Source organism: Microcystis wesenbergii NRERC-220, from assembly GCF_032027425.1.
GTDB classification, from domain to species: Bacteria; Cyanobacteriota; Cyanobacteriia; order Cyanobacteriales; family Microcystaceae; genus Microcystis; species Microcystis wesenbergii_A.
The window spans coordinates 1,816,214-1,837,239 of record NZ_JAVSJA010000001.1 but is presented as its reverse complement, the minus strand read 5'-3'; the positions used below and the strand labels follow the sequence as shown (position 1 = coordinate 1,837,239).

The 21,026-nt window shown below is 44.1% G+C and carries 19 protein-coding genes; 7 read left to right on the top strand and 12 right to left on the bottom strand.

The window, feature by feature from the left end; all coding sequences use genetic code 11:
• Position 1 precedes the first annotated feature (1 nt).
• The gene (cbiB, locus tag RAM70_RS08915) at positions 2 to 982 is read left to right on the top strand and encodes an adenosylcobinamide-phosphate synthase CbiB (protein WP_080754353.1); all 981 of its coding nucleotides are present in this window, start codon (positions 2 to 4) and stop codon (positions 980 to 982) included.
• Here the strand turns inward: cbiB and RAM70_RS08910 are convergent.
• Together RAM70_RS08910 and RAM70_RS08905 are read right to left on the bottom strand one after the other, a co-directional pair.
• The gene (locus RAM70_RS08910) at positions 953 to 1,297 is read right to left on the bottom strand and encodes a hypothetical protein (RefSeq protein ID WP_024969212.1); all 345 of its coding nucleotides are present in this window, start codon (positions 1,295 to 1,297) and stop codon (positions 953 to 955) included. The genes cbiB and RAM70_RS08910 overlap by 30 nt on opposite strands.
• A 101-nt stretch (positions 1,298 to 1,398) precedes the next feature.
• Positions 1,399 to 2,067, bottom strand: a complete 669-nt coding sequence (locus RAM70_RS08905; RefSeq protein WP_045362166.1) for a lysophospholipid acyltransferase family protein — start codon at positions 2,065 to 2,067, stop codon at positions 1,399 to 1,401.
• A 134-nt stretch (positions 2,068 to 2,201) separates the two neighbouring features.
• Here RAM70_RS08905 and RAM70_RS22915 point away from each other — a divergent pair, with 134 nt between their 5' ends.
• Positions 2,202 to 2,393, top strand: coding sequence for a hypothetical protein (locus tag RAM70_RS22915; RefSeq protein ID WP_376750911.1), 192 nt, complete (start codon positions 2,202 to 2,204; stop codon positions 2,391 to 2,393).
• Positions 2,394 to 2,468: 75 nt separating this feature from the next.
• Positions 2,469 to 2,669 (top strand): hypothetical protein, encoded by a 201-nt coding sequence (locus tag RAM70_RS08900; RefSeq protein WP_045362169.1) that lies wholly within the window; start codon positions 2,469 to 2,471, stop codon positions 2,667 to 2,669.
• A gap of 135 nt (positions 2,670 to 2,804) precedes the next feature.
• Here RAM70_RS08900 and RAM70_RS08895 read toward each other — a convergent pair whose 3' ends face one another.
• The 4 genes from RAM70_RS08895 to gcvH form a co-directional block, all read right to left on the bottom strand.
• Positions 2,805 to 5,555 carry a DNA methyltransferase gene (locus RAM70_RS08895; protein ID WP_312673343.1) on the bottom strand — a complete coding sequence of 917 codons (2,751 nt, stop codon included), beginning with the start codon at positions 5,553 to 5,555 and terminating at the stop codon, positions 2,805 to 2,807.
• Between the two features lie 72 nt (positions 5,556 to 5,627).
• Complete coding sequence (locus RAM70_RS08890; RefSeq protein WP_312673341.1) at positions 5,628 to 6,215, bottom strand: hypothetical protein; 588 nt, start codon at positions 6,213 to 6,215, stop codon at positions 5,628 to 5,630.
• 241 nt (positions 6,216 to 6,456) lie between these two features.
• Positions 6,457 to 7,629, bottom strand: coding sequence for a molybdopterin-synthase adenylyltransferase MoeB (gene moeB, locus RAM70_RS08885; protein WP_312673339.1), 1,173 nt, complete (start codon positions 7,627 to 7,629; stop codon positions 6,457 to 6,459).
• A gap of 159 nt (positions 7,630 to 7,788) precedes the next feature.
• Positions 7,789 to 8,184, bottom strand: coding sequence for a glycine cleavage system protein GcvH (gene gcvH / locus RAM70_RS08880; protein ID WP_002737085.1), 396 nt, complete (start codon positions 8,182 to 8,184; stop codon positions 7,789 to 7,791).
• Between the two features lie 175 nt (positions 8,185 to 8,359).
• On the opposite strand from gcvH, the gene RAM70_RS08875 reads away from it, so the two are divergent.
• Positions 8,360 to 11,068: a bifunctional acetate--CoA ligase family protein/GNAT family N-acetyltransferase gene (locus tag RAM70_RS08875; RefSeq protein WP_312673337.1), complete on the top strand. Its 2,709-nt coding sequence runs from the start codon at positions 8,360 to 8,362 to the stop codon at positions 11,066 to 11,068.
• Positions 11,069 to 11,358: 290 nt separating this feature from the next.
• Here RAM70_RS08875 and RAM70_RS08870 read toward each other — a convergent pair whose 3' ends face one another.
• The 6 genes from RAM70_RS08870 to RAM70_RS08845 all read right to left on the bottom strand — a co-directional run bounded on the left by RAM70_RS08870 (position 11,359) and on the right by RAM70_RS08845 (position 17,620).
• On the bottom strand, positions 11,359 to 12,552 hold the full coding sequence (locus tag RAM70_RS08870) for a glycosyltransferase (RefSeq protein WP_045362181.1): 1,194 nt from the start codon (positions 12,550 to 12,552) through the stop codon (positions 11,359 to 11,361).
• Between the two features lie 60 nt (positions 12,553 to 12,612).
• The gene (locus RAM70_RS08865; RefSeq protein WP_045362185.1) at positions 12,613 to 15,018 is read right to left on the bottom strand and encodes a methyl-accepting chemotaxis protein; all 2,406 of its coding nucleotides are present in this window, start codon (positions 15,016 to 15,018) and stop codon (positions 12,613 to 12,615) included.
• A gap of 102 nt (positions 15,019 to 15,120) precedes the next feature.
• A complete protein-coding gene (locus RAM70_RS08860; protein ID WP_045362187.1) occupies positions 15,121 to 15,621 on the bottom strand; it encodes a CheW domain-containing protein in 501 nt (166 codons plus the stop codon).
• A gap of 92 nt (positions 15,622 to 15,713) precedes the next feature.
• Positions 15,714 to 16,079: a response regulator transcription factor gene (locus tag RAM70_RS08855; protein WP_045362189.1), complete on the bottom strand. Its 366-nt coding sequence runs from the start codon at positions 16,077 to 16,079 to the stop codon at positions 15,714 to 15,716.
• A gap of 346 nt (positions 16,080 to 16,425) precedes the next feature.
• Positions 16,426 to 16,920, bottom strand: coding sequence for a response regulator (locus tag RAM70_RS08850; protein ID WP_288000892.1), 495 nt, complete (start codon positions 16,918 to 16,920; stop codon positions 16,426 to 16,428).
• A gap of 121 nt (positions 16,921 to 17,041) precedes the next feature.
• The gene (locus tag RAM70_RS08845; protein WP_072024918.1) at positions 17,042 to 17,620 is read right to left on the bottom strand and encodes a DUF4388 domain-containing protein; all 579 of its coding nucleotides are present in this window, start codon (positions 17,618 to 17,620) and stop codon (positions 17,042 to 17,044) included.
• 725 nt (positions 17,621 to 18,345) lie between these two features.
• Between RAM70_RS08845 and hmpF the strand changes: the two genes are divergently transcribed.
• The 3 genes from hmpF (at position 18,346) to RAM70_RS08830 (ending at position 20,805) form a co-directional block, all read left to right on the top strand.
• Entirely contained in the window at positions 18,346 to 19,965 is a 1,620-nt protein-coding gene (gene hmpF / locus RAM70_RS08840) for a pilus motility taxis protein HmpF (RefSeq protein ID WP_045362192.1), read from the top strand.
• A 360-nt stretch (positions 19,966 to 20,325) separates the two neighbouring features.
• The gene (locus tag RAM70_RS08835) at positions 20,326 to 20,454 is read left to right on the top strand and encodes a hypothetical protein (RefSeq protein WP_274518365.1); all 129 of its coding nucleotides are present in this window, start codon (positions 20,326 to 20,328) and stop codon (positions 20,452 to 20,454) included.
• A 126-nt stretch (positions 20,455 to 20,580) separates the two neighbouring features.
• On the top strand, positions 20,581 to 20,805 hold the full coding sequence (locus RAM70_RS08830; protein WP_045362195.1) for a hypothetical protein: 225 nt from the start codon (positions 20,581 to 20,583) through the stop codon (positions 20,803 to 20,805).
• Positions 20,806 to 21,026 lie beyond the last annotated feature (221 nt).

Here is a 21,026-nt window from a genome sequence, read left to right as displayed (position 1 = left end):
GGTGAAGGAAACGGCAACGGAGATCATTTTAGTATTAGGGGCGGTTTTAGATTATCTGATCGGCGATCCTTGGGGATGGATTCATCCGGTGCAGGTGATGGGGGCGATTATTGCTGTTGCCACAAAAGTTATTCTTAATTGGACGCAGGAAAAAATTTGCCAACGTTTAGGGGGCATAATTCTGGGACTAGGTTTAATTATCTTGGCCGGGGTCTTAACGTGGCTAGGAATCCAATGGTTAGGTCAGGTCAATTTGCTGCTGAGTTGCTTAGTACAAATGATTCTCCTGGCTAGTTGTTTAGCCGGCAGAAGTTTACGCCAGGCTGCCGAAACCGTCATCGCAGCTTTACAAGCTGAAAATATCACCCTAGCTCGTTGCCAACTAAGTTTATACGTTGGTCGCGACACAGATAATCTCAGCCGCGAAGAAATCCTCCGCGCCCTATTAGAAACTGTCAGTGAAAATGGTGTGGATGGAGTTACCGCGCCGCTTTTTTATGCCCTTCTCGGTGCTTTTCTGGGGGTGGGACCAGTACCCCTCGCTTGCGCTTATAAAGCCGCTAGTACCCTCGATTCGATGATTGGCTATCGTCGGCCACCCTACACCCATATTGGCTGGTTTAGTGCCAAAAGCGAGGATGTTTTCACATGGCTACCCTGTCGTTTAACGGTCTTAACTCTCGCCCTAATTTCGGGCCGGCCGGGGCGAGTTTTAAGCATTTGTTGGCGCGATGCCCGTCGGGATCCTAGTCCTAATTCCGGTTGGAGTGAATGCGTCTATGGGGCGATTTTGGGGGTGCAATTGGGGGGTAAAAATCAATACCGGGGACAGATTGTGGAAAAACCTTTATTGGGCGATAACCTCAACCCGATTACCGTCAAAACCGTCGAACAGGCTTTGAATTTAACTCGTACTTGTGTATTACTCTGGTTGGCGATCGCTGTTAGCTGCTTAATTGCTAGAGATTTTGCTCAATTTTAGCGACCACAGGCGACGGCGTTGACGGGATTGACGCTGCCAGTAACGGATAATCAGGGAGAAGGTCAAGAATAGGGATTGTAGTATCTGTATCTGTCCGCAGAGACGTTGATAGTTTTGTCGGAGATAATAGGTTTTCGCCCCAGCGATAACAATATATTCCGGGGCGGGGTAAAAAATGTGGTGTAAACGTCGTTCCACCCGGTTTAAAATTTTGGTCACTCGCCCTAAAATCCGCCGCAATTGCCACAATTTCCAGACTAGAAAGCAATTAAATAAAGTTAAGCCTAGATTGAAGCCGAGGACAAAAAAGAACATGATCGAGGCGATGGTCGAGTTATGCCAATTTTAGCCTAGATTCCCCACTTCAAAGTGTAGGGGAAAGAAATCTAAGACTAAATCTCGTTTAAAAGGTCGCCTTAGCGTCCGAGGGCGTGTAATCCGTTAATAATTTCGGCACAGCGCTCGGTAACTGCCTGTAACGCTTCTCTTTTGCTAGAAATCGGTGGCGGCAGCACTTCCCCGATGCGAATAGTTAAGGGGATACTATGGGGAAAAGAAGAACCTTTTTGAAAAATCTTTTCTGTCCCCCACAAACTGACGGGTAACAGGGGAACTCCCGCTTTAGCGGCAATCATCGCCGCGCCTAGTTTTGGTTGATGGATCAATCCGTCCTCGGTGCGGGTTCCCTCCAGAAACAATCCCACTGCCCAGCCCGCTGCTAAGGCTGCCATCGCTGCCCGAATTGCGCCGCGATCACCACTGCCCCGTTTAACGGGATAGGCCCCGTAAAGAGCGATCGCCTGTTTTAAAATCGGGATGGTAAATAATTCTTCTTTAGCCATATAAGCTACGGGACGACGCACGGCACAGGATAATAGGGGTGGATCGAAGTAACTGGCGTGATTGCAGACGATAATCAGAGGATGACGCCGGGGGACATTTTCCACTCCGTAAACGCGACCTCGAAAATAGCCGTGTAGGGTGGGGCTAACGAACGACCATTTAAAGAGATGATATAAAACTAAACTGGCAAAAGGTTCTCGCTCTTGAGGCTGGTTCATGACTGACAACTGTTCCCTAGACATGGAAAAGCCCTTGGGAGTCTTGCCGTGTTTCGACCCCAAGGACTTTGCTTTCTTCTCACTCCTCACACAATTAAAATGTATAGCAATTTATGGGTTAGGGAAAGGTTAAGGGTGCCGCTTTCTTAACTGGCATAATTACTTACCTAGGGTTTGCTGAAAAAGTTTTTCCTCGGGGTAGGGTGTGGCCCCCCAACCCCCCCGACATCGGGGGGGTTGGGTGTGGGGTGTGGGGTTTTACCGATTTTCAGGACGTTCGGCGAAGCTCAGTCGAGTGGACGGTGAGCTTGTCGAACCGCCGTGGTCAATTACCTCATTTTCGATGGTAATTGATTTTGCTTGGGTACTGAAAAAAGTTGGGTTAAAATATAAAGGCCAAATCTAGTCAGAAAAAGAGATTTTTTATGGAAAAACAGGTAAATTGTGCTGTAGATTGCCTAAATGGTTGTATTTTAGGCGATAAATGCCCCAATCAAGCTCATGCCGCCGAAGCAGCTAAATTTATTGCCGAAACTTCTTTGGACAAGATGTTAGAAATGGCAGAAGCCGCTAGACTAAAAAAACTGACGCAACCGACCCAATGGATTATTCCCGATGATTTCTAGGGTTTAGGCCGGGGAACGGGGAACGGGTAAGAAAGTCGCTGTACCTTACTACTCCCAATAGCACTATATCAGTTTTTTCCACTGTTAACCGATAACTGTTGACTGAATAAAAGGCAGACAAGCAAGCATTTTCGGTTATTGAGAATTTTTTCTTTTCGTGGCTTTTTGTTTGCTGGTAGGGAGTAGGGGAGCGGTTAATTTTTCATAAAGTTCAAAGAGGTATTCAATACGGTTTAATTCACTGGTAAAGGGTTGGGGACGATAACACAAATCAACAGCTTTGTCAAGTTTTTGGTGAGCTTTGAGCAAGTCGGGAGGCATGGTTAAAGGATCATATAAATCCGCAAGGCTACTATCAGGATATTTTACCCTAGTATCTAGCACAGCTTGAGCGCAAGTTTCGACGGTTTGTTTTTGTTTGTCGGTCGCCGTTTCAGGAAAAGGAAAATTATTATAAACAATATCTTTTGAGTAACGATAATCACTTTTTAATCTTCCACACACATATTTAACCCATGCCATGTGCATTTCTGAAGTAAGAATACCAAATAAATATAAATCGCCGTTCGGAATAGCTTGACAAGTATCACTAACGATATTATCAGCCGTAAAAAAGCCAATGGGAATGTATTTTCTATTTTCTGACGTAGTTCTAGGTACAAGAATATAGTCTGATTTTGGTTGCGTTATTTGTCGAAATAAACAATGATAAGAATAGTTTCGGGTTGAAGCTGCAATACTTTTTGATCTGAATTGCTTCACGGCTTCCACACGCTCCAAAATTTCAGGTATATTCTTGAGTTCATTGGGTTTAATATCGAGTAGCCACAAACACCATTTTTTACCACCATTTAAAAATTCTCTAGCACTAATAAAAGGTCTGATAAATTTAATTAACAAAGGATTTTTTGAGACAAGAGTATTTTTTTCTTCTTCGGATAAAATAAAATTACCTCCATCTGTTGGCTTATTTCCATACATCATATTAGGGACATTACAGAGAGGATATTTTCGATTAAAAACCAGAATATTGTTTGCATTGATTAAGTAAGGATTAATATTTTTGGCTTTTATTAAAAGCGGCTCACTGGTTATAGTCTGATAGTCGAATATATATTTTTCATTAGCTTCAAAACTAGCAAATCCAATAATCACACAATGAACCGCAGCATTACCTTTAGCTTCATTACTCCATTTGAAAGTTCTATGGGCAAAATGAATACTGATATTAAATTCGTTTATTAAAACATTCCATAAGATAGATGATTGTTCCCCTTGAGAAATAGAATTAGTCGCCACTAATCCCACCTTAATTTTTGTGTTTTGAATAAATTGAGCAGATTTATAAAACCATGCTGATACATAATCCATAACCCCTGATCCAATGATTTTATCAAGAACTAGCTTTAAGTCTTCTTTTTGATCAAAATTTTGGTAATGATGCCCCACAAAAGGAGGATTTCCTAAAATAAAATTGAGCTTCTCTTTTGATATAAGTTCTTCCCAATCAATCCGCAAGGCATTTCCATGAACAATCTTTGCCGCTTTCTTTAATGGTAAACGCACAAAATATTGACCAAAAGTATTACTAACTTTAACATTCATCTGATGATCAATTAACCACATCGCCACCTCTGCCACCCTCACCGCAAACTCATCGTATTCAATACCAGCAAACTGATTTACATCCACCTGAATAATGGTACTAATATCTGTTACTAACTGCCCCGTTTTATCTAACTCCTGTAATACCAAAATCTCTAAATCGCGTAACTCCCGATAGGTAATAATTAAAAAATTGCCGCAACCACAGGCAGGATCGAGAAAATATAAATTAGCAATCTTTTTCTGAAATTCTAGTAATTTATTGCGATTGCCTTTAACCTTCTCAAATTCTCTGTATAAATCATCTAAAAATAACGGTTTAATCACCTTTTGAATATTTTTCTCGGAGGTATAATGCGCCCCTAAATTGCGTCGTTCTTTTGGATTCATTACCGCTTGAAACATAGAGCCAAAAATAGCAGGAGAAATTTTTCCCCAATCAAAAGCACAAGCTTCTAATAACATGACTCTCATCTTGCTATCAAAAGCCGCTAAGGGTAATGACTCCTCAAATAACTTGCCATTTATGTAGGGAAATTGAGTTAAATTCTCATCGAGATTTTTTAATCTTTTTTCTTCTGGTGTATTCAAAACCTGAAAAATAGCATCAATGTGCATCGCCAAATCACTGCCATCTTCTTTGGTATGTAGATCAATATATTCCCAGAAAATACCCTTATTAAAAATACCCGTATCATCGGCAAATAAACAAAATAATAAACGCACTAGATAAACTTCTAAATCATGCCCCATATAACCAATTTCTTTGAGGCAATCATGAAGTTTTCCCATTAACTCGGCCGCTTGAATATTGACGGGATCTTCGTCTTTATAAACTCGCTTTTCGTAACCAGCAATAAAATCAAATAAATGAACGTTATCAACAAAATTACTTAATTCAAATTCCCATTGATTGCCCGAATCTAAATCATATAATTTAAACCTTTGAAAATCCGAGACTAAAATATAACGCGGTAACTCATGTTCCTTTAAATTGGGAAAATAATCCTTAGCCTGTTGTGGGGCTTTTTCTAAATCTTTCCCCTTCGATTTATGCTCAACTAAAATCGTCCCTTTCCAAAGTAAATCAATAAAACCCTGTTTATTATCGGCTTTTTTTATCGGTTGCTCAAAACTGGCCACCCTACGCCGTGAAATGCCAAAGACATTAAAAAAATCATTCCAAAAAGACTGAGATTCTGCTTTTTCTGAAGTCTCTCCTTCCCACTCTTTTTGAAAAGCGATGGCGCGATTTTTAATTTCATTCCAACTTAAAGGCATGGTTTTAATTCCTTCCCTACCCCCCTACGAGTCTGGGTAGGGACTCTGGCACATTCGTGGAAATAATCTTGATTAAGGTCTCTGGTCTTGATTTTGGGGATAACTGGGGAATAGATCTCTGGGGAAATCCTCGGCACTTAAACAGGTTTGTAAAGCTTGGGAGGGGTTATTTTTGTCCACATCACGACTGACAGCGATAACGCATTCGGAAAAGCGCCCCGGTAATAAACTTTGACGACAGGAATCTAAAATCTGTCTAGAAATCCCTAATTTATCGGGTTCCTTGGCTGTTTCTGTTTCCGTTTGTTTGGGGGAATTAGCGGCAAACAAGGGGGCAGCGCGATGGATATCGACCACACAATTACCTAGGTCGATGGGACGACGCACTTGAAAACAAGCTTGCAGAGCCAGATTACCATCGATCGGAGTTTTGGATTTAATCATCACCACACACCGGGATAATTCTTTAGGAATTAATGCTTCTGAACAAGCGGTGGCGGCATCTTGGGGACTCACTCCCGTGCGGACAATCTGACTGATACAGGCACTAAATTGATTATTGTTGCCAAATGCGATCGCTGTTCGGTTCATTTCTACTAAGCCAAGGGAAATAGTAGCGATTGCGCTCCAACTAGCAATTTTTTTAATATGGTTTTTCATTGTTTGCTCACACCCAAGATTTTAAGGCTAACTCGCCCTGATCTTAACAGATTCACGGGCAATGGGGGAATGGGGAATGGGGTAGGGTTGATTCATGAATCAACCCTACCTTGAATCAACCCTACCTTGAATCAACCCTACCTTGAATCAACCCTAGGGAGATGGGGGGATAGGGAATGGGGGAATTCAACTAATACCCCAAAACCCTAAAACCCCAACCCCTAACACCCAAGAGCCACAATTAGTATTCTGGTACAGTGGAATCGACTTCGCGACTCCAGGCGCTGATACCACCTTTGACGTTAATTCCTTCGATACCTGCCTCTTTGAGGATAGCGAGGGCTTTAGCGGAACGTCCCCCCATCTTACAATGGGCGATGAGACGATAACCGTTGACTAATTCCTTAATTTTGGGAATTGCCGAACCATTTTCGATATCGGGTAGGGGAATTAACACCGAGTTGGGAATCTTAGCGATTTGGTACTCGTTGGGATTACGCACATCGATGAGAATGTAATCATCGGCATTGCTGTCAAGTAGGGTTTTTAACTCTACTACGGTCATTTCTGTCATGTTTTGCTGTTCTGCTGCTTCTTGTGCTTTCGCTTGCGGGATACCGCAGAATTGTTCGTAATCAATTAGTTTTTCAATGACGGGACGGATGGGATTCGGGCGCAATTTTAACTCGCGGAATTTCATTTCCCAAGCATTGTAGAGCAGTAAACGACCACTGAGGGTATCCGGTGCGCCGAGGATAATTTTAATGGCTTCTGTGGCTTGAATTGTGCCGATTACTCCGGGTAAAACCCCTAAAACGCCGCCTTCCGCACAGGAGGGAACCATCCCCGGTGGTGGTGGTTCGGGATAGAGATCGCGGTAGTTGGGACCACCTTGGTAGTTAAAAACGGTTGCCTGTCCTTCAAAGCGGAAAATTGAGCCATAGACGTTGGGTTTGTCGAGAAGAACACAAGCATCATTAGTCAGATAACGGGTGGGGAAATTATCCGTCCCGTCGATGACTACATCATAGGGGGCTAAAATGTCAAGGGCATTTTCGGAACTTATGCGGGTTTCGTACAAATCCACCTGACAATAGGGGTTAATTTCTAGAATTCTGTCCTTAGCGGAAACAATTTTCGGTTTGCCTACCCAAGAAGTGCCGTGAATAATTTGACGTTGCAGATTGGAACTATCGACGATATCGAAGTCAACAATACCGATTCTACCGATGCCAGCCGCCGCTAGATAGAGTAAAAGCGGGGAACCGAGTCCCCCGGTGCCGATGCAGAGAACACTGGCGGCTTTTAGTTTTTTTTGACCTTCTAAGCCCACTTCGGGCAGAATAATGTGTCGAGAGTAGCGTTGAACCTCCTCTTGGGAAAGTTCGATCGCCGCGAGATTAGGATTTAGCATAGATTGGGTAAATAGTGAAACCTCACTCGATTCGGGCAAGAATTTCGTCTCAGCACGGTTTAGAGACAAAAATCAGGAAGACTCGATCGCTTCCTGGATTTTCAATTCTGTCTATGATTATGATAGTGTGAGGGTCTGGCTCCGTGTTGTTAATATTAGTTAACTTTCCCCTGCTACTTGGGCGCGGTATTCACTAGCGGAGAGGGTATCAGCCAAGGCAGTATCGGGATTTTCTACCCGCACTTTTAATAACCAACCCTCCCCGTGGGGATCATCGGCAATTAATTCGGGGGAGTCAATCATCGCTTGATTGCGATCGACTACGGTTCCCGAGACGGGAGGATAAAGATCTTCTACCGCTTTTACCGATTCAATCGTGCCGAAACTACTACCTACTTCCAGTGCCTCTCCCAATTCGGGCAATTCTAGAAACACGATATCACCCAATTGATCGACGGCAAAAGCACTAATTCCCAAGGTAGCGATTTCACCTTCGAGTCTGACGTATTCGTGGGTTTCTAGGTATCTCAAATCCTCGGGATATTCCAGTTCCATCGTCTGTCTCTAAATATTTACAGCATCAGTTAGTTTACTAGATCTCTTGGGGAAAATGTTGATCGGGTGGGGATGTTTTATACTAAATCCTGTTTGAAAGGTATAGAGAGTGGGAAGTGGGAAGTGGGAAGTAGGAAGTGGGAGTGGGTTTTTAAAGTTCTTGGGAGCGTCAATTATGTTAAATCCCATCTTAGAGCCTCGTGGTGGCGAACATCAAACCATAAGAGCCTTTTTTGAGCCAAAAACCATCGCTGTGGTGGGATTTAATCGCCAAAATCCCCAACTCGATCGCACTCTTTTAAATAATCTCCATCATAATCCCGGTCAGCGCCGCCTTTATCTAGTTAATCCTCACCCCGAAAACTGGCTCGATCTTCCCAGCTATAGCAGTTTACCAGATATCCAGGCGGCGATCGATCTGGTAATTATCACCGCCCCCGCTCCCGAAATTCCCGCTATTATCGCCCAATCTGTCGAAAAAAAGGTTAAATGCGCCCTGATTCTCTCCACGGGTTTTCGGGAAACCGGCCAGATGGGGGAAAATTTACTCAGGGAAATTAAAGCGATCGCTGGTCAAAAATTACGCATCATCGGTCCCCATAGCTCAGGAATCAGCAATCTCAGCCAAAATCTTAACGCCACCTTTTCCCCCATCCTGCCGAAAACCGGTTCAATTGCCCTGATTAGTCAAAGTGGGGCGATCGCTGCTGCCGTGCTTGATTGGAGTTTAAGCGAAAATGTCGGTTTTAGTCACTTTATCTCTCTCGGAGTTCTTTTAGATGTGGATTGGGGCGAATTACTCTATTATTTGGGAGACGATCCCCAAACCAAAAGCATCGTTATCTACCTGGAATCCCTGAATAATGCCCGCTCTTTTCTGTCCTCGGCCCGAGAAGTTGCCCTAAATAAACCAATTATCGCCATTAGTCGCCACAGTACCGACTTTGACCCCACCGCTCTTTCCCATGCGGGCAAATTGACCAGCGATCAGCTAACTCTCTCCGCTGCCTTTGCTCGCTGTGGCATTGTGGAAGTACAAAGACTGGCCGATCTCTTGAATATCACGCAAGTTTTAGCGAAAATTCCCCGATTTCCCCGGGGAAAACGCTTGACAATCATCAGCAATGGTGTTGCTCCCGCTCTTTTAGCGGCCTCGGCTTTACTGGCGGAAGATGGACAACTGGCAACCCTTACCCCCGCAACGATCGAGCAACTAGCTCCTCTTTTTCCCGCGGATATTGTCCCCCAAAATCCCATCGATCTGCGTCGCGGCAGCGATCCCGATAGCTACGCTCGCGCCCTAGAGATCGCTTTAGCGGATGCACATACCGACGCGGTGTTGATGATTCTCTCGCCTCGCTTTAACACCGATCTGCGAGCAATTGCCCGTAGCATCGCCTCAATCGCTCAAAATAGCAAAAAACCCATTTTAGCAAGTTTGATGGGGGGAGAGGGCATTGCAGAGGGAGTAGCGTTATTAAATCAGCAGGGTATCCCCACCTATCGCTATCCCGATTCGGCGGCCCGGGTGTTTAATTTGCTCTGGAAATATGAGGAGAATCTGCGCGGTCTTTATCAAACGCCAATTTTAACCAATTCTCAGGAAAATGGCTCCGATCGAGTTTTAGTGAGCCAGATTATCGAGCAAGCAGGGGATAGAACAATTCTCAGTGAGCCAGAGTCTTTGGATATACTGAAAGCCTATGGAATCCCTGTTATTGTCACTAAAATCGCCCAAAGTGCCGCAGAAGCAGTTAATCTCGCTGAATCTCTCGGTTATCCCGTGGTGATGAAACTGCATTCCCAGACGATTATCCATAAAAGCGCGGTGGGTGGGGTACAATTGCCGCTTTTTTCCCCTAGGGCAGTGGTGCAAGCGTATCAGGCGATCAAAGCTAATGTTAGCGCACAAGTGGGTCCGGAGCATTTTCTCGGGGTGAGTATTCAACCGATGTTAGAGATCGATCGAGGATATGAGTTAATTATCGGCTCTAATTACGATGATCAGTGCGGACCGGTGATAATTTTCGGTACTGGCGGCCGTTTAGTCGATATTTTTCAAGATTACGCCACCGCTCTACCTCCTTTAAATACTAATCTCGCTCGCCGACTTTTAGAAAAAACCAAGATTTATCGGGCTTTTCAGGGACTAAATGGGCTTAAATCGCTTAATTTAGCGAATTTGGAGCAAATAATCGTTAAATTTAGCCACCTGGTTAGTGAACAACCTCGCATTAAAACTATCGATATTAATCCCTTTTTTGCCGATTCAGAGCAATTAATCGCTCTTTCCGCCTCTATCCTTCTTCATCATCCAACTACTCCCCCAGAAAAGTTATCTCATCCGGCGATTCGTCCCTATCCCGAACATTATATAGGGCTTTGGACGACGAAAAGAGGCTTAAAGGTGCTAATTCGTCCGATTCGGGCAGCAGATGAGCCTTTAGTGCGACAATTTCACCATTATCTCTCGGAAGAAACTATTTATTATCGTTATTTTCATCTTGTCAATCTCGATCGCCAAACCGCTTATGATCGTCTTACGCGCATTTGTTTTATTGACTACGATCGAGTAATGACTTTAGTGGTAGAGATTAATAAAGATCAGACGGAAGAGCCAGAAATTATCGCTATAGGACGCTTAAATAAACTGCACGGCGTTAATGTGGCGGAATTTGACCTATTAGTTAGGGATGACTATCAAGGTCAGGGCATTGGTACTGAATTACTACAGCGTTTGGTCACTATTGGCAAAAAGGAAGGATTAGAGGGAATTGAAGGGGAAATTTTAAGGGATAATCGCGCTATGCAGATGATAGCCGCTAAAGTGGGGTTTTCTCTCTATAAAACTGCCGATTTTGTCAAAGCGGAACTTGAATTATGAAGCCTTTTTGACCAGCTGATCAAGCAATGGCCAGATAAATTTTGGCCAACTTATGATAAATTCTCACAAATTAAATTACTTTCATGGTGATTGATCAGATTAGCCTAGTTATTGTTTTCCTTCCTAGAGGCTGAATCGGTAGTTGTCCTGAAGGTAGTATAACAGCATAAAAATAGATAAATATAAATTTAGTTAACTGAATCTCCCTTATCTTTAAGTTTTCGATGCCATTTCATCATTAACCCTCCTTGATTAAGAAGATGATTCAATAGGGATTGTTCATCCTTCAATCAACTTGCTCCCAGAGCTTTTAGGGTTTCTTGCAGCATTTCAGCGCGAGAGACATTACCCTGATCTTTCAATAATTGTAGGCCTTTTTGCCAAATCTCGATCGCCTCATTATAACTACCGAAAACTATATAAGCAACCCCTAGATTTTGGTAAATAGCGGGATTATCGGGGTTTAACTTGAGAGCTTTTTTATAAGCTTTAATCGATTCTGGTAGCCGGTGCAGTTGCTTGAGAACCAGTCCTAAATTATAGTAACCATCGGCATACCTAGGATCAATTTCTACGGTTTTCTCAAAGATAGATAAGGCAGTTTCGTAGTTTTCTGCTTCGTATAATAGCCCACCGAAATTATTATAAGCACCCAGTTTTAATTGATCTAAAATTGGCTGCTCGATTGCTTTGATAAAATGATCGGCTGATTTCTTAAATTCATCCACTGAATAATAATAATTAGCGAGATGATAATATAACTCGTATAAAATATGCGGATTAGAGCCATGGCATTTTAAACCATGTTTAAGCAGCTTAAAACCCTCTTTATCCCTGCCAATCTTCAGATATAACCCTCCCAATTTACTACACACATAGGGATCGTGGGGATGTTGTTTATAAAAGCCCTCCATCGCTTTTCTTGCCCGTGCAAACTTATCTAAGCTGGCTATTTTATCGACGGTGTAACCGTAGTGAAAGATAGCAATTTCTGGCAGTTCAACTATTTTCCAATTAGGCTCTTTTTTTAATAAGATGGCCACATTATCATCAATAATTGAGTGATAGGGACGGGTAAAAGTGACTTGAGGATGTCGGCGAAATAGCCTGGAAATTAGAGAATAAGGTGATTGTACGGCTCCGATTTCATGGCGGATTAAATTAATGACTAAATTTTCCTCTTTTTCGATTGCTCGACGCATTTTCGGTACGATAGCCGGATTTAATTCCTCATCAGCATCAAGGACTAAAATCCAATCGCCAGTAACATATTTTAAAGCCTCATTTCTGGCATCGGAAAAATTACCCTGCCAATCGTAGCTAGGAACTATGGCACCGTAACTTTTAGCAATAGCGATCGTATCATCGGTCGAACCTGTATCCATAACGATCATCTCAGCCACCACCTCTTTCACGCTATCCAAACAGCGCCGGAGATTTTCGGCTTCATTTTTGACAATCATGCAGAGACTAAGTTTAGGCATAACTTTACTCACTCTAAGGGATAGCAGCTAATCAATAACCCACTGATTACCGCTCACCGATTATTTATTATCCTCCGAGTCTACCTTAAACCGTTCTACCGAAGAAAGCAGCTCTTGCGAGATACTAACCAATTTTTGCAGAGAACCCGCCACCCGTTGGGATTCTTGGGAAGTTTCCTGAGCGGTTAACTCCACCGACTGCATAACTTGGGCGACATGGAGGGAATTATCCCGTTGTTTGACCGTATCGGCGGTAATTGAGCGCACCAGCATATCAATACGGTTAGAAACTTGGATAATATCTTTTAGGGACTTCTTCGCCTGTTCCGAGCGCTCGGTGACATCTTTAACCTGTAGAATCCCCTCCGCCATCGCCTCCACTACCTTTGCCGTTTCCTCTTGAATTTGCAAAACTATCTGTTCAATTTCCTTAAGAGATTTAGCGGATCTATCGGCTAACTGACGCACCTCATCGGCCACAATCGCAAAACCCCGGCCCGTCTCTCCTGCTCGCGTCTCTTGAATCGAGGCATTAACAGCCAATACATTAGTCCGCGAGGCAATCTGAGAGATTACCGCCACAATTTTCGATATTTCCTGCGCCGCTACCGCCAAACGCTTCACTTTTCGCTCCGTTTCCAATACTGTCTCGCGGATTTGCCTAATTCCCGCCCCGGTTCTTTCCACGCAATCATCCCCCTCCAGGGCAGCAATCGAGGAAGTGCGGGCGATTTCTTCGGCTTCTCTGGCGTTTTCTGCCACCCTTTGAATTGAGTCGGTCATCATCTGTACCAAATCAAGGGTTGCGGCCAATTCCTCCGCCATCCGCAGGGCTTCGCTGGACTGCTTGCGGGCGAAAGATTCACTATCGGTTGTACCCTGATTCACCTGTTTGGCCGCTTTTTTCACCTGTCGGACAATTTCGCGCAAGTTTTGGATAGTCGAATTAAAAGCATCAGCCACCGCACCTAAAACATCGGCGCTTACCTCGGCTTCCACTGTCAGATCCCCCCTAGCGGCTCCTTCCACATCATCGAGAAGTCGAATCACTTGCCGTTGTAGGTCTTCCCGTTCCCGTTCCGTTTCGGCGGCGCGGCGTTGGGCTGCCCTGGTGGTAGTAACCACTACCCGGGCTACCTGATTAAAACGATTGGCCAGTTGACCGAATTCATCTTCCGAGTAGATCGTCGCTTTACTGTTAAAATTACCTTCCGAGAGATGATCGAATTGGCTTTGCAGATCGTTGAGACTGCGCTTAATCTGACTAATTAGCAACTGTAGGCCTAGCCAAGTCACGGCAAAGGTTCCCACACCCGTTACTAACATCTTGGTAAGGATAAGTTGACTAAAGGGGGAAAGGCTGGCTGGGGCTGGTTTCGGGGCAACTTTTTCGGTTTTTTCCTGACGATTTGGGGCCGGTTTGGCAGCAAATAGAGAAGATAGCCAAGAGGTGATACTAACAGCAAAAATTAACACCACCGGGGTAATGCCCGCTAAAGCCGCTAAAATTAGTTGCTTTTTGCCTAAAGAAGCATTGACGAAAAAGGCTAATTTGCCCGGATTGACTTCCACCACTGGCTTGAGCAAGCGCTCGGAAGCGGCGGGGAGATGACCATCTCTCTTATCGTCGGGTATGTTTGGACGGGAAGGATTAAAACTAGGCTCTCCCACACCAGAACTGGCATTAAGGGGTTCACTGGGTTCGGTGGCCAAACCACCACTTAAAGCTTCCTCTCCCGAACGGGTAAATAGGTCTGAATCTCCTAGACCGTGGGTCATACCCGTCGCACCCATTCGGGAAAAACCGTCTAAATCCTCATCATTGCGTTTTGGTTCCCTAAAATCTCTGGTGTCCTCCTCCTCGTATTTTTTTTGAGTGACTCTGCGCTGATTACGGCCAGTTTTTGCCGCTTGTCGGTGGGTCGGTTCCGGGTCAATGACAAAGGTGCTTTCCCCTATAGTGTCGGTAGAGGATAACTCTGCCACCGTCGGCCCGCCGATATCCCCCTCATTGAAAAGATCACTATCCCCATCCATGCCTTCATTTTGCCAATCGGGGTCAGCCGCTTGCGACTCCCCAGACCGAGAATTGCTCAAACCTTGACCCGGATCGAAGTCGGCCTCGCTGTAGGCAATGGCTTCCGTAGCAGCGATCATAAAATCTTCATCCTCGTCTTCAAAAGGCAATTGCCGAATCCGATCAAGACCCCGTCGAGCATAATCCACCAGATCGGAGCGAGTGGGGAAATTTTTAGCCAATTGCAGCACCTTTTCGTAACGTTCCCTGGCCAAGCTGTATTGTTGTAGTCCTAGATGAATGTGACCCTGTAAAAGGATGACATTAGCATCCTCGGGATACTTGGCGATCATGTCTTTGATAATCACGGCGGCATCCTCAAGGTTGCCCTGGCAATAGGCGCTGTTAGCCTGTCCATAGAGTTTTGCGTATTCTGTCCCTGACGGCATTTGCCTCTCCCCTAGTAAAGTTAAAGTGGTGAAGTAGTTAGTAATTTCCCGAAAGAATGGCTATAAATCATCATCATCATCTGCTGCTACTTTTTTGAGATTTTAAGCCGCCCAACGGGCAGAACGGAGTAGGGCCAGATGATCGAGTAGTCTTAAGGTTTTTGGGGATTCTTCGCCCAGAATCCACTCTCCCCGCACATAGGGGGCGATCTGATCGGGAATGCTGGCGGCACTACCTAGTTTATTTAGGTCAAGCCATTCCATATCTCCCAAACGTTCCACCGCTAAACCGAGTATCGTTTCCTGTTCTTCGATCGCAATTACGGTAATTTCGGCTCGTTCGGTGTTTAAGCGCTTGTTATCCCCCAAAAATTGTCCTAGATCCGCCACCCAGATCACTTGACCCCGGAGATTGATCACGCCGAGGAGCAAGGGTGAAGCATTGGGCATGGTGGTAATGCGATCAATTGGTTGCTGCATCACCTCGCGAATGCCCACGGCACTAAGGGCAAACTCGTCCTGAGAGGGTAGATAGAATCGCAAGTGCAGTTCACCGACGGGAGGAGGAGCGTTACCGGCAAAAAAATCAGCGTTGTTAAGCATTGCTTTTGTTCTCTTGCAACTATATGGTTCGGGCGGCGTTTTTAGCTGTCTTGACCTATACCATAGCTAGACTGTCCGCGGCGAAGGCAATTTTATCGGCGCAGCAGTTGTTTAATAGTACCAATGAACTCAATTGGCTCAAAGGGCTTGACAATGTAGGCATCGGCTCCGATTTTCATGCCCCAATAGCGATCAAAAACTTCTCCTTTCGAGGAACAGATGACCACCGGGACATTTTGGGTTTTTGGATCCGACTTGAGACGACGACACACCTCATAACCATTCATCTGGGGCATGACGATATCGAGGACGACTAAATCGGGATTAACCCTCTGAATATGTTCGAGTGCTTCTACCCCATCTTTGGCGCTCGTGACCTTAATGCCGCTCTTGCGGAGTAGATCACAGATCCATTCCCGTTGCGTTTGGCTGTCTTCTACCAGCAATATTTCACTCATAACTCCCTACCTAGCTAGGATCGCAAGGACAACAATAGATAAATAACGCGATGTGCAACTATATTTTTAGTCTTGATTTACAAGGCTTTCAGAAATTAGCAGAGATAAAGTATCCTCTGGAACCCTGATTCTGTCGTTTTTAGTGGCACATCGCGTTAAATATGCCCGATAATAGTTCCCGTTGACCGGATGCTCCGAAATTGCTCCCATTTTTGCCTCCAAAACAATCTGAAATTTATGACGGGCTTTCCCTCTAAACAAGGACTTGATTGACCCTTTCGGGCTTCATCTCTATATTATATTTCCCAATTCCACTGTCAAAAACGACTAGCCAAAGGAATTTTTTTCAGCTATCAGTTATCTTGAAGCCGTCAGCCGCTACTCCGTCAGCTTTTTCTCCCGTCTCCCCACTCCCCACCCCCCTATCCCCCTGAACGTATTTTTCCAGCAGCAGTAATAATTCATTTTCGCTGAAAGGTTTGCTTAAATAATCGGTTGCCCCGACCATTTTGGCTTTTACCCTTGCCAGCAGACCCTCTTGACTGGTTAACAGAATGATCGGGGTATGCCGCAAAGTTTTGGTTTGTCGCCAGAGATGACAGAGTTGATAACCGTCTAGTTTGGGCAGGGCGATAGCGCAGAGAATGAGAGCGGGTTTGAGCGCTACAGCTTGACCGAGATATTCTAGGTTATCACCCAAAATACTACAGGAATAGTTATAATTTTCGCAAATAATCCCGACTTTTTCACGAATGCTGGGATCGTCATCGATGAACAGAATCCGAGGTGAGGGGATTAGTTTTCCCTGGCTATCTCCCCCAGAAGTTCTCAGGTTATCCACCAGACGCAACCAGCCCCTTTGGGCGTAGGGATAAAGATTGCGGGCAATTGTTATCGGTTCTCGCTTTAAATAGCGCGATAGTTGCCCTAGGGTGAGGCGGCGTTTAGCCCATTGACTGAGATTACTTTCGGCCCGGCAAAACCAATTCTAATTCTTCCGGCTGGCTGAGAGTGATCAACTGGTTGAGGTGTTGGCTCTGGGGATAAAATTGTGGCCACTGTTGCCTTTGTCTGGCAATTTGGGGAATTAAGGGGCTGATTTCTCGTAGGAGAGGAAGAGCGATCGCCGTCCCCCAACTAAAGCTAAAGTCACCTTTTGGTAAACTAAACAAATCGAAAAGGGTTTCGAGAATCATCGCCGTCAAAATTTCTCGACCTCGCTGGGGAGTTAAGCTATTCTTGGCTATTAATTGCCATAGATAGGCGTATTCAGGGATATTGATGATTTCTCTCCGGTTATCGTCCCCTAGTTCTTCTCTAACTTTGATTCTGTCGGGATATAAATAATCTTGCCAACGGGTGAGGGGAAGAGTGCCGGACTCGCTCCCGTTGGCAATTTGACCGTTGACAAAAAACAAGAACCATCCTCTCCCTGCACAGGCAAGGGCGGAGGCTTCAATTAATAGTTCTCCTGTTCTTTGTCCTAATTCAATCAATGGTAAGATACTGCGAGTGTCAATCTCATTTAAGCTTCCTTGCATAATTTCTCGGAATCTCCCCCACCAGACGCTATTTCTTTTAGTCCAGGAGAACTTATTCCCTCCTCTTGTCACTAACAATGGATATGATAAGCTAATTGTATAGCAGTTTTCATCAGAATGAGGCATGGGCAAGGGGCTTAAACCCTTTGTTAGCAAAACTTGTCGATACCTCAGTAACGTGAAAAGCACTATAGCAGTTTTCATCAGAATGAGGCATAGGCAAGGGGCTTAAACCCTTTGTTAGCAAAACTTGTCGATACCTCAGTAACGTGAAAAGCGCCATAACATATTTTTCAGTAAGCTTGACTGCATTCAAACTGTACTGGGCAATTTTCAGGACAAAATTCCTAGCTTCTTCGCCTTGCTTCTGGCTTTCATGGTGTCTTAACCGATCATTTAGATGGGTGGTCAGCTGATTCAAACTTCAGCCAGAGGAGAAAAGAGGCAGAAAACACGAGCCGATTGATGAGCTTGACTGGCGATTTTTTTGAGACTAGGACAGTAAGTTTGCCCTGAAAAATCTTCAAAAAATTTCTTCTGGGTAAAAGGGAAAATTGAGAACAAATGTATGTATCAAAAAGAGAAACTATCTCAAATGACAGAAACTAAAAATTTTTAGGGATCAGATGGGTAGACTAAAACCATAGAGGGGCTGCTCCTAGCCTTGAGCGCCAAGTCTCTCTAAAACCAATTACAAAAACTTTTATGATAGAGGACTACTACTCGTGCTATACCTTGCAGAAGTAAAAAAACAGACTAAAGGTTTTATCGGCGGTTACAAAATCGAATTGAAACTATTGGCTTGTCAGCATAACGATCAGACGTGGAGTGCCATACCGGGGAACGATACCCTAACCTACGATGAAACTAACTCCAGGGGTGAAGGCGCGCTTCTCTTGGTGAATTTGAGCAATAATCGTCAACTGCAAGGAAACCCAGAATTAGCGGGAGCGGAGATGGTGCGGCAACTGCAAAAGATTTCCCGTTTGATGGAGCGCAGCAAGGAAGATCAAGAGAAAATCGAGCAGTGGAAACAATCCCTCACCTATCAAAGCGAGATTCTCAACCGCCAGAAAATGGAAATGGAGGCAAGAATTGAGCAAATTGAGCAAATAGAGGCAGAATTCCAGTATTTAGATCACCAAAGACAAGAACTGGAAACGCTAAAACAACAATTAAAGGAGCAACAGCGAAACCTGGAAGAAGGACAAATAAATTTCAACTCCTCCCCCAATCTTTCCCCAGAACAAGAACAATTTATTCGCTCCCTAGCGGAACGTTTAGCTAATAATCACGACCAGGGCAATTCTCCCTCACCAATTCTCCATTCCACTCTTGAATCCGTGCAGGGACAACAGACAATTTTAAATAGTTGTTGGCAGAGTTTAGAGGAGCAGAAAAAAGCGATAGAAGATCGTCAGGTCGCCAACGAACAAATGCTCAATCATCTCGAACAAAGCTCTAGGGAATTACAGATGAGTCGCAGTGCTTTGGAAACAGCTAAAGTACAATTGCAAATACAAGAAACTATTCTGAGTCAAAAACAGGAATTATTCGAACACCTTAACCTCACCCTACAAACCACTGATTCTAACCGACAAATGCTTCTTCGTCTCGCCCAAGGGCAAGACCTAGATTTTGATGGTAAAATCGATCTAGAAGCTCTTGAAAAAATGCCTTTAGAAGAATTGGAGAGCTTAGTTAACAATTTACAAACAGACCTCGATCGCTTGGAAATTTTTGTCAACGACCAAGAGGAAGAATTAACTCTCCAATCCCAAACCGTGGAAGAATTAGAAGCAAGAATGGCCAGAATAGATGAATCTGAGCGAGCCAATTTCGCGGAAGAATTAGCCGAGGAACAGGAAAGAAAAGGAATGCTGACGGAAACTTTAGTTGGACAAAGACGTAATCTTCGGGAAAGGCAAGCTATTCGCTCTCAACACCTGAAAATTATGCAACGGAGACAGGGAATTTTATCCCCAGAAGATGCCCAAAAATGTAGTTTTGAACCAGTGTTAATTCTGTTGGCTGATGATTATCAAAATAATCTCGAAGAAAGTCAACGCTTAGCAGCAGAAATCAAGCGACTACAAGAGGATTTACAAAAAACCAGAGATAGTATTGACGGTCAATGGTCGGATTTAGAGCAAAAAACTCGTGAATTTGAGGAACAGGAGCGACAATGGCACGATGCTAATCTGGCATTATTGCGCTTAAAAACTCAGGTACAACAGTACGAAACTTTCCTGCAACCCGTGCAGGATCATCTCGATCAAATCCGTCAAAAACTAGAAACTATCTCCCAGTGGTTGACACCTATGGAATCTAATTCACCCTATTAACAGTTAGGCTTAATGGGGGCTTCTTGAACAGATAATACAGGGCAATCCAGACAAAGATGTCGCTGTTTTTGCCGATGACTTTTATAGCTTTTTATCTATGAATAAAATAATTTATAGCAATTTAACTCTATAGCGGTAAGCGCTTGAGTGAGATACAGACCAAGCTTTGCCTAGCATGGTTTATAGCTTGTGACACTGTACCTAATACGACTGCACACCGCTATAAGCTAGTGAGGTACACATATTTTTCTTCCCTTTTGACTTTTGCCGTTCGGCTGAGCTCACGGCCGAAGCCTCTTGCCTTTTGCCTAAAACCCATAACTTTTGTACCTCAGCAGACTGAAAAACGCTATAGGTTAGATGTGGTATAGACTAGGATTAGTAATTTATACTCAGATAGTTATGAGACAATCCGATCGAGAAATAATAATTTTAGCGGCTGTGGCATCCCTCTTGGCAGTGGTGGCGGAAGTAGCGATCGCTTTTTAGATAAAAAAAACTGATTTATGGGGTTAAAGTCTGGCAAAATTGGCAATCAATGACTAGGAAAGATATCGATAGAATGCTTGTAACAGTGGTGCCAATTGCGATCGCCTCGATGAAGGAAATTAAAGCATGAGTATTAGTGTAACCGGTCAGGTAAAAAGAATCGAAATAGGCACAGGAACTTGGGCATTAATTGCTGATAACGGTCAAACCTACGAATTAATGAACCCTCCCGCCGAATTAACCCAAAAAAAGGCAAAAGTGACAGTTATGGGTGAAATTCGTTCAGATCTGATGACTCTGGCCATGATCGGTCCAGTTTTACAAGTGACCTCCTTTCAATCCCTGCCATGAAGCCGCAAAATACTGCTTAAAAACGGGCAAAAACTACTTTTTAAGCTTGTAATCTCGAAAAATTGCCGTAATTATCCCTCACATATCCCAGAAAGAAAAATTGTCAAGAAGACCCTAAAGGTTGATTTTTTCGAGAATAATCTCGAAATTTTGAATAATCATACTACAATAGACAGCAACTTTGTCTTAGGAACATCGGAATACCTAAACCGATCTGTCTG

Bases quoted from the DNA above. Each gene is read 5' to 3' on its own strand.
- RAM70_RS08905 (WP_045362166.1), bottom strand. From the start codon at position 2,067: ATGTCTAGGGAACAGTTGTCAGTCATGAACCAGCCTCAAGAGCGAGAA.
- RAM70_RS08895 (WP_312673343.1), bottom strand. From the start codon at position 5,555: ATGCCTTTAAGTTGGAATGAAATTAAAAATCGCGCCATCGCTTTTCAA.
- RAM70_RS08875 (WP_312673337.1), top strand. From the start codon at position 8,360: ATGTTAAATCCCATCTTAGAGCCTCGTGGTGGCGAACATCAAACCATA.
- RAM70_RS08910 (WP_024969212.1), bottom strand. From the start codon at position 1,297: ATGTTCTTTTTTGTCCTCGGCTTCAATCTAGGCTTAACTTTATTTAAT.
- RAM70_RS08835 (WP_274518365.1), top strand. From the start codon at position 20,326: ATGTGGTATAGACTAGGATTAGTAATTTATACTCAGATAGTTATGAGA.
- RAM70_RS08855 (WP_045362189.1), bottom strand. From the start codon at position 16,079: ATGAGTGAAATATTGCTGGTAGAAGACAGCCAAACGCAACGGGAATGG.
- moeB (WP_312673339.1), bottom strand. From the start codon at position 7,629: ATGCTAAATCCTAATCTCGCGGCGATCGAACTTTCCCAAGAGGAGGTT.
- RAM70_RS08860 (WP_045362187.1), bottom strand. From the start codon at position 15,621: ATGCTTAACAACGCTGATTTTTTTGCCGGTAACGCTCCTCCTCCCGTC.
- RAM70_RS08890 (WP_312673341.1), bottom strand. From the start codon at position 6,215: ATGAAAAACCATATTAAAAAAATTGCTAGTTGGAGCGCAATCGCTACT.
- RAM70_RS08865 (WP_045362185.1), bottom strand. From the start codon at position 15,018: ATGCCGTCAGGGACAGAATACGCAAAACTCTATGGACAGGCTAACAGC.
- RAM70_RS08845 (WP_072024918.1), bottom strand. From the start codon at position 17,620: ATGCAAGGAAGCTTAAATGAGATTGACACTCGCAGTATCTTACCATTG.
- RAM70_RS08870 (WP_045362181.1), bottom strand. From the start codon at position 12,552: ATGCCTAAACTTAGTCTCTGCATGATTGTCAAAAATGAAGCCGAAAAT.
- gcvH (WP_002737085.1), bottom strand. From the start codon at position 8,184: ATGGAACTGGAATATCCCGAGGATTTGAGATACCTAGAAACCCACGAA.
- RAM70_RS08830 (WP_045362195.1), top strand. From the start codon at position 20,581: ATGAGTATTAGTGTAACCGGTCAGGTAAAAAGAATCGAAATAGGCACA.
- RAM70_RS08900 (WP_045362169.1), top strand. From the start codon at position 2,469: ATGGAAAAACAGGTAAATTGTGCTGTAGATTGCCTAAATGGTTGTATT.